The organism is Streptomyces sp. AA4, assembly GCF_000158875.1.
Taxonomy (GTDB): Bacteria; Actinomycetota; Actinomycetes; order Mycobacteriales; family Pseudonocardiaceae; genus Amycolatopsis.
In genome coordinates this window covers 5,431,938-5,439,360 of the sequence record NZ_GG657746.1, presented here as the reverse complement: position 1 = coordinate 5,439,360, position 7,423 = coordinate 5,431,938, and the positions used below count along the sequence as shown (strand labels likewise).

Genomic DNA, 7,423 nt, shown 5'->3' with positions numbered 1-7,423 from the left:
GACACGACAGCGTTCTTCAACGGCGGCGGCACGTCGTTCCCGCCGGGACCGTTCACGCCGTTCGGAGGGGGCGGAATCACAGCCTTGTTGACCGGCGGCGGGGGTGCGCCATTGCCGCCGCCGCCCGGCGGCGACGACACGGGCGGCGGCTGCGTCACCGGAGGCGGCGGAGGAGAAACCGGCGGCGGAGGGGGAGCCGTCACCGGCGGCGGGGGCGGCGGAGGAGTGGGCGGGGGCGGAGGAGGCGGCGGCGGGGGAGGAGGCTTGGGCGTGTTGCTGTCGCCGCCACCGGGCGTCGGCGGCGGGGTCGTCGTGCCCGAGTTGACGTGCACGGTGTTGTACTTCTGCGCGAGCTGGCCGCCCACCTTGCGCATGTCGTTGGTCATCATCTCGACGGCTTCGGGGAACTGCGAGATGTACGCGCGCCCGTCGCTGAGATGGTATTTGCTGCCCTGGGCGAGGACCTGGCTGGCGTAATAGCTGTCGATGTACCGGATCGTGTCCTGCGCCCACTTGAGATACGCCGCGGAATTGACGAGATTGTTCGGCACGTTGTTCGACCCGCCGCCGTCGCCGATCCGGTCCGCCAGATCGGAGAACTTGTTGCCCAGCGCGGTCATCATGTCCTTGAACTTCGTCGCGGCGTCGCCCTTCCACGGACCGTCGGGTCCGGCGAGGGCGGCGGTCTGGTCCTGAATGGACTGAGCGACCATCGCGAGGTTCTGCTGCGTCTCCTGAAACACCCCGGCCGCGTCCTGAAGCGACTGCCAGTTGACGTTGCCGTAGGCCTTGTCAAGGTTGTCCTGGCCGCCCGACAGCGAACCGCCGCCGAGGATCGCCGCTTCGATCTGCTTCCACGTCAGGCCGTCGAAATCCTTCGACGGGTCACCAGTGGTGTTCTGGTTGCCGGTCTTCGTGGTGTCCGGCCAGACCCCGTCGTCGTCCGAGGTGAACCCGTTGGTGTTGTCGTCCGCCATCTTCCCTCGATCGCTTCGAACCTGGAGAGACCGCCGCCCGTCCGGTCAGGGTTTCTGACCGGCGCCGGTGATGTGGCCGCTGACGGTGTTGAAATACTGGTTGTAGTCGTCGGCCGACATCTTGTTGACCTCGTCGGCGCTGTCGTACGCCTTCGAGGCCTTGTTCACCGCGTCCGCCACCTCGTCGAGCGCCTTGCAGAGGTCGTGGATCGCGGTGCGGGTGGTGTCGCGCAGCGCGTTCGTGCCCTGGATCGGCTTGAAGATCTTTTCCTGCGCCGTCAGGAACACGCCGGGCTTGAGCTGGATCCCGTCGAGTTTCGCCGGAAGATCCTTCAGCGGCCCGTCCGCGAGCGCCTGCATGTTCTTCGCGAACGTGCGCATCGCCTCGGTGTTGACCGCGGTGACGCCCCTGCCCGGATGCTCGGCGCCGCCCGGCACCGGCGGCGGCTTGCCGACGTCGCCCGGCGGGATCCACTCGTTCTTCACGTCCGGCGGCGTCTGGTCGCCCGGACTGTGGAACTTGCCGTCCGCCGACGTGGTCTGATGCTTGTTCGACGAATCGTTGTGCATCCCGTAATCGGTGTCACCCAACGAAACCATGGCCGGTCACCCTCCTTTCTGGTCAGTCGCGCCGAAGCGGCGGCGTCAGTTCGCGGCGAACCGCTTGGCGTTGTTGCCCTCGGTGTTCGAGGTGCCCTCGTTGATCTGGCCGAGGGTCTGCGCGGCCGCGTCGAGCGCCTGCGGCAGCGTGAGCGCGGCCTGGTGGCAGTAGGTGTAGGTCTCGTGGAACATGTCCGCCGCGACACCGGTCCAGTTTTCGCGCTGGCCCTCGATGACCGCCTTCATCTGGTCCAGCAGCTCGGTGATCTGGTTGGACTGCTGCTTCGCCTGCCCGACGGTGTCCTGCATGGTCGCGAAGCTGATCTGGAACTGGCCCAAAGCCATGGGAGAGGTCCTTTCGTGGGAAGGAAGGGGATCAGAAGCCCTGCAGGCCGCCGCCGCCGATGACCGCGGCCGCGTTGTGCGCGGTGGAGGTGTTGTCCGAGTCCCGGCTGTCGTACTCGCTCGCCGAGGTCTGCACGTTCTGCGCGAGCTCGTCCAGCTTCTGCACGATCTTGCGGACCGTCTGGTCGAACTGGCCCATGGCCTGGTTGAACACGTTCGCCGAGTCCGACCGCCAGGTGCCGAACAGCGTCTGCATGGTGCCGTCGACCTTCTGGTTCACGCCGGTGATGTTCTGCCCGGTGTCGCTGATCGTCTGCGCGCCCTTGCGCATGACGCTGGTGTCGACGCGGGCGCCGTCCTGCGAAGCCATGCTTTCTCCTCTGGTCGGGTTCTCCGGATATGACGGACTGGCCTGCCAGGCCGCCGATGTCGCCGCGGATGCCCTTCGTTCGGCCGATACGACAGAGCACGGGGAGACTGCGGACTTACGGTAAGCGCCGGTCTACGGGTTGTCGCCGCGTTGTTCCCTTCTGAACACCAGCTCACGGACGGCGGGGCAAGCCGCTGCGCCACCCGGGGGCCGCTGGGCGCGGCAACGCGGTGCGCCGCCACCGGTTACGCACGATTGCCCGTTCAGGCACCGCTGTTTGCCCGGGTTCGCGGTTCGCGCTCATGCGAGCGGAAGCCGGGAGCGGACTCGAGCAGTCCGTTGTGGACAGACCGGGTGGCTCCGGAGCTGTCCGTGAGGGGAACCCTGAGGGACTCTGAGTCCCTCAGGGTTCCCCTCACGGCGCTCAGTACTTGAGGGTGAAGGCGAAGTCGCCGGAGAGCTTGCCGCCCAGCCGGACTGCCGACACCACCTTCCCCTCGGCGAGCAGCCGCTCGACTTCGGCCCGGGCGAGCCCGCAGCCCTCGGCGATCAGCCGCACCGGCCGGACCGGGATCCGGGCCGCGAAGCCGACCGAGACGTCGATCGCGTCCTGGTCGAGATGGTCCAGACCATCGGTGTCGAGCCGCCAGGCGTCGTCCCAGTCGAGCGCGACGCGGTTGCGCCGGCGCAGGACCGGGTCCTGGAGCAGTTCGGCGGCGAGGGAGGAATCGTTGTGGTGCAAGCGATCCAGCAGAACCGGGCTGACCGAGCGCACCTTCGCCCGTTCGAACACGGTGAGTTTCGCCGTTTCCCCGCAGCCGGTGCACAGCACGAGAAGCCAGGCGTCGATGAGTTTGTGGTTGGCGTTGACCCGGAACTTGCCGTCCGCCCGGAAAAGCCCGGACGAACAGGTATGGCAGCGCCTCCGGACGAGCGGCAGGCGAGTGGGCAGGACTGTCCAGTGATAGAGCACAGGAGTACACCGATCCAGTGAGAATTCCGCAGCACGAAGAAGCGCGGCGCTCAATCGCGGCGCGCGACGAAATCAGAGCTTGGGATGCCTCACGCGATGTACAACGGCACGTCCTCGCCTAGCCGACACTGGTCGAGCGACAGTAGCGGCGGGCACGGGCGCGGCTCCACTGGTTTTCGGCCGCCAGCGGGTCTCCGGCTCTCGCGAGCACGGGTCCGGCCGGCGTCAGCGGACCGGCGCCAGTTCCCCGGGTTCCTCCGCGGCCGCCTGCCGGGCGTACCGACGCGCCATCGCCACGCACACGATCAGCTGAATCTGGTGGAACAGCATCAGCGGGAGCACGATCAGCCCGACCTCGGCGTGCCCGAACAGCACCGTCGCCATCGGCAGGCCGCTCGCCAGGCTCTTCTTCGAACCGCAGAACATGATCGTGATCCGGTCCGCGCGGGCGAAGCCGAGCAGCCGCGCGCCGCCGCTCGTCGCGGCGAGCACCGCCGCCAGCAGGACGCAGCAGACCGCGACCAGGGCCAGCAGCGGGCCGAGGTCCAGCTGGTGCCAGATGCCCTCGGTCATGCCCTCGCTGAACGCGGTGTACACGACCAGCAGGATCGACCCGCGGTCGACGATCTTCAGCGGGGCGGAATGCCGCTGCACCCACCCGCCGATCCAGCGGCGCGCGAGCTGCCCGGCGACGAACGGCACCAGCAGCTGCAGCACGATGTCCAGCACCGCCGAACCGCTCACGCCGGGGCCGTCGGTGGCCAGCAGCAGCGCGACGAGCAGCGGCGTCAGCACGATGCCGAGCAGGTTGGACAGCGACGCGCTGCAGATCGCCGCCGCGACGTTGCCCCTCGCGATCGAGGTGAACGCGATCGACGACTGGACGGTCGAGGGCAGCAGGCAGAGGAACAGCACGCCGGTGTACAGCGGCGACGTCAGCAGCCCGGGGGAGAGGAACGACGCGGCGAGCCCCAGCAGCGGGAACAGCACGAAAGTGGCGCAGAGCACCGTGACGTGCAACCGCCAGTGCCGCATCCCCTCGACCGCTTCCTGGCTGGAAAGCCTCGCGCCGTAAAGGAAGAACAGCAGCCCGACCGCGATCTTGGTCACCACGCCGAACCCGGTCGCGGCCGCGCCGGACGCCGGCAGCAGCGAAGCGATGCCTACGGTGACGAGGATCAGGGCGATGAACGGGTCGATCCGCAGCTTGGCGAGAACCGCCGAGACGGGGCGGGCGAGCGAGGCGAGCACGGTGGTCATGGAACTCCTTTCCCGGCCATTCTCTCGTCGCCGCCGGTCATTCGGAACCCCGATGACCGTACTGACTGTCATTGCGAAACCCGATAAGATGTGCCGCATGCTGGATCCGCGATTGTGCCGTTCTTTCCTCGCTGTGGCGGAAACCCGCAGCTTCACGGCCGCGGCGAGGCGGCTGGGGGTGGGGCAGCCCACAGTCAGCCAGCACGTCCGGCGGCTCGAAGCCGACGCGGGCGGGCTGCTGTTCGCCCGCGACACGCACGCGGTCGACCTGACCGCGCGCGGGCAGGCGATGCTCGGGTTCGCGCAGACCATTGTGGACACCGAGGACCGCGCCGCCCGGCATTTCCGCGGCGCGCAGGTGCGCGGCCGGGTCCGGTTCGGAGTGTCGGAGGACTTCGCGCTCGGCGAGCTGCCGGAAATCCTGCGGCGGCTGCGGGAAAGCCATCCGCTGGTGGACGTCGAACTGCACGTGGAACTGTCCGATGTGCTCGCCCGCCGGATCGCCGACGGCCGCCTCGACCTGGTGCTCGGCAAACGCCGCCCGGGCGCGCCCGGCCCGGGACGGCTGCTGCGCCGCGAACCGCTGGTGTGGATCGGCTCGGCCGCGACGGAACTCACGCCCGGCCAACCGGTGCCCCTGGTGCAGTACCCGATGCCGTCGGTCACGCGGCAGCTGGCGGTGGAAACGCTGGAACGCGCCGGGCTGGAATGGCGCGCGGCCTGCCAGACCTCGAGCCTGACCGGCTTGCGCGCGGCGGCGGCCGCCGGACTCGGGATCACCGTGCACGCGCGGAGCCTGGTGCCGTCCGACCTCGTCGAGTTGCCCGCCGAACTCGGCCTGCCGGACCCGGGTGACGTGGATTTCATCCTGCTTTCGCGCGACGGCGGCGAGGGCCCGGTGGCAGCGCTGGCGGAGTTCGTGGTGGCGCGGATCGGGTCAGTTGCGTCGTCGTTCGAGGGCTGAGCGAAGGCGCAGCAGTGCGCGGTATTGCGCGACCCGGACCGCACCTGGGGTCGAGCTGACGGCTTCGGCGGCTTCTTCGGCGGAGAGTCCGACTACTATGCGCAGCAACACAATCTCCCGCTGTCGTTCCGGCAGCAGCTGCAGCAGGCGCGCGAGATGCCGGTTCAGCTCGGACCGCAGCGCCCGTTCCTCCGGCCCGTCGGCGAGATCGATCGCCTCCGGCAGCTCGGCCATCGTTTCGGTCCGGTTGCGCGCGTGCGCCCGGTGCGCGTCCGCCACCTTGTGCTGCGCGATCCCGTACACGAAAGCGAGAAACGGCCGCCCCTGGTTCCGGTAGCCCGGCAGCGCCGTCAGCAACGCCAGACAGACTTCCTGCGCGACGTCGTCCGCCGAGGAATATGCGTCGGCACCGCCCAACCGGGCCCGGCAGTAGCGCACGATCAGCGGCTGCACCGCGGCGAGCAGGTCCTGCGTCGCGTCCGGATCGCCGTCGACCGCGGCGCGCACCGGGCCGTCGAAGCCGAATCGGCCGGCCGGGACGCGGGGCGCGGCCAAGGCGGTCGCCTCGGTTTTCACGCGGGTCAAGGCCTCTTCGACGTCGAGCGCCGAGCGCAGCGCGTTGACCAGCGCCGCTTCGGCTTCGCGCAGTACGGTCATCAAGGCCTCCTCGCGCCCGGCCAGGCCGAGCCGGTTTTTCAGCCGTTCCCGGGCGTGCCGCAGATTCGACCGGACTGTGGTGCCCGCCATGCCGAGCGCCGAGGCGATGGCGGCGGGGGAGAACCCGTCGAGCGCCCAGGTCAGCACCGTGCGCTGGGTTTCCGGCAGCGTCGCGAGCAGTTCGACCCCGCGCGCGTTCCGCTCCACGACCTCGGCCAGCCGGTCGTCCGGCGGATCCTCGGCCGGGGCGCCGCCGTCGAACCACGTCTGCTCTGCGGCGAGCCGGGAGGCGGTCAGCCGCACCGCCACGCGCGGGTCGCCCGGCGGCGGCCACGTCCCGGTTTCCTGGACGAACGCCTCCACCGCCACCTCGCGCGCGGTGCCCGGCCCCAGCCCGCCCGCGCACAGGAACGCCACGAGGCGAGGGAAATCGCCCCGGAAAAAGCCGTCGAACCCCGCCACGCGCACCCCCTCCCGATCCCGCCCTTGCCGAACAGGTGCGGTGACGCGCCCGCGGGATGTAACGATCGGGTCACGGAAATGTGGTTAGGGTCGGGGCTGGCGGGTACCTGGCCAGGACGGGCAACTCGCCCGCGAGCGCGGCGGAAGGGGGAAATGGTGCGCGGACAAGGAAAACCCGGGCTCTCCGGCGCCGGGGAGCGCCGGGCGCGGGGGCCGTAGCACGTCCGGCGGCAACCGCGTCCGCGATGTGAGCTGAATCGAAATTCCCCGCGCGGGCGGTGATCGGTGGTAACTTGGAAAGCCGGTCGTCCGCCGGGTCCTTCGCGGCCCGGGGCGCTTCGGCCGAAAAAGCCCACCGAACACCCTCCGAAGGCATGGCGTGCCCGTGCGCGCGGAGAACTCGGTTGACCACGGTTCGACACTGAGGACAGGAGGTGAAAAGCAACAATGGAACTCACGGCCACCAGCTGGCTCGCCCGCGCGGCGTGCCAGGACGAGGACCCGGAACTGTTCTTCCCGATTTCCGACATGGGTCCGGGGGCGCAGCAGGTCGCGAAGGCCAAGGCGGTCTGCGCGCGATGCCCGGTCCGCGCGGAATGCCTTTCCTATGCTCTCGACAACGGTCTCGGCAACGGGATCTTCGGGGGAACCACCGAGCTGGAGCGCCGGAAGCTGGTTCGATCCGGCTCCGCCGCCGCACGGCATCGAGTCGCCTGACCGCGAGCCGGTGACCATTTCCCGGCGGCGAGGGCGCTAGCAGTTTCCCCCACCACGACCGGCCGCAAAGCCCGGAACTCGGTGGTTGCGCCCGGGCG

Annotated in this window: 9 protein-coding genes; 2 read left to right on the top strand and 7 right to left on the bottom strand. The window is 69.5% G+C overall.

Annotated features, from left to right (window positions below):
* The 6 genes from SSMG_RS42575 to SSMG_RS24880 form a co-directional block, all read right to left on the bottom strand.
* On the bottom strand, positions 1 to 977 hold a 977-nt coding region (locus SSMG_RS42575), incomplete at its 3' end, for a WXG100 family type VII secretion target (protein WP_009080583.1).
* Between the two features lie 45 nt (positions 978 to 1,022).
* Positions 1,023 to 1,577 carry a hypothetical protein gene (locus tag SSMG_RS24900; protein WP_009080580.1) on the bottom strand — a complete coding sequence of 185 codons (555 nt, stop codon included), beginning with the start codon at positions 1,575 to 1,577 and terminating at the stop codon, positions 1,023 to 1,025.
* A gap of 45 nt (positions 1,578 to 1,622) precedes the next feature.
* A complete protein-coding gene (locus tag SSMG_RS24895; RefSeq protein WP_009080578.1) occupies positions 1,623 to 1,922 on the bottom strand; it encodes a WXG100 family type VII secretion target in 300 nt (99 codons plus the stop codon).
* Positions 1,923 to 1,953: 31 nt separating this feature from the next.
* On the bottom strand, positions 1,954 to 2,292 hold the full coding sequence (locus tag SSMG_RS24890) for a WXG100 family type VII secretion target (protein WP_009080576.1): 339 nt from the start codon (positions 2,290 to 2,292) through the stop codon (positions 1,954 to 1,956).
* Positions 2,293 to 2,716: 424 nt separating this feature from the next.
* Positions 2,717 to 3,265, bottom strand: a complete 549-nt coding sequence (locus tag SSMG_RS24885; RefSeq protein WP_009080574.1) for a DUF1062 domain-containing protein — start codon at positions 3,263 to 3,265, stop codon at positions 2,717 to 2,719.
* A 225-nt stretch (positions 3,266 to 3,490) separates the two neighbouring features.
* Positions 3,491 to 4,525: a bile acid:sodium symporter family protein gene (locus SSMG_RS24880; RefSeq protein WP_009080572.1), complete on the bottom strand. Its 1,035-nt coding sequence runs from the start codon at positions 4,523 to 4,525 to the stop codon at positions 3,491 to 3,493.
* A 97-nt stretch (positions 4,526 to 4,622) separates the two neighbouring features.
* On the opposite strand from SSMG_RS24880, the gene SSMG_RS24875 reads away from it, so the two are divergent.
* Positions 4,623 to 5,489 carry a LysR substrate-binding domain-containing protein gene (locus SSMG_RS24875; RefSeq protein WP_037717909.1) on the top strand — a complete coding sequence of 289 codons (867 nt, stop codon included), beginning with the start codon at positions 4,623 to 4,625 and terminating at the stop codon, positions 5,487 to 5,489.
* On the opposite strand, the gene shbA is transcribed toward SSMG_RS24875, so the two are convergent.
* Positions 5,463 to 6,608: an RNA polymerase sigma factor ShbA gene (shbA, locus tag SSMG_RS43755; RefSeq protein WP_100266870.1), complete on the bottom strand. Its 1,146-nt coding sequence runs from the start codon at positions 6,606 to 6,608 to the stop codon at positions 5,463 to 5,465. The genes SSMG_RS24875 and shbA overlap by 27 nt on opposite strands.
* 447 nt (positions 6,609 to 7,055) lie before the next feature.
* Between shbA and SSMG_RS24865 the strand changes: the two genes are divergently transcribed.
* Positions 7,056 to 7,325 (top strand): WhiB family transcriptional regulator, encoded by a 270-nt coding sequence (locus SSMG_RS24865; RefSeq protein WP_009080567.1) that lies wholly within the window; start codon positions 7,056 to 7,058, stop codon positions 7,323 to 7,325.
* Positions 7,326 to 7,423 lie beyond the last annotated feature (98 nt).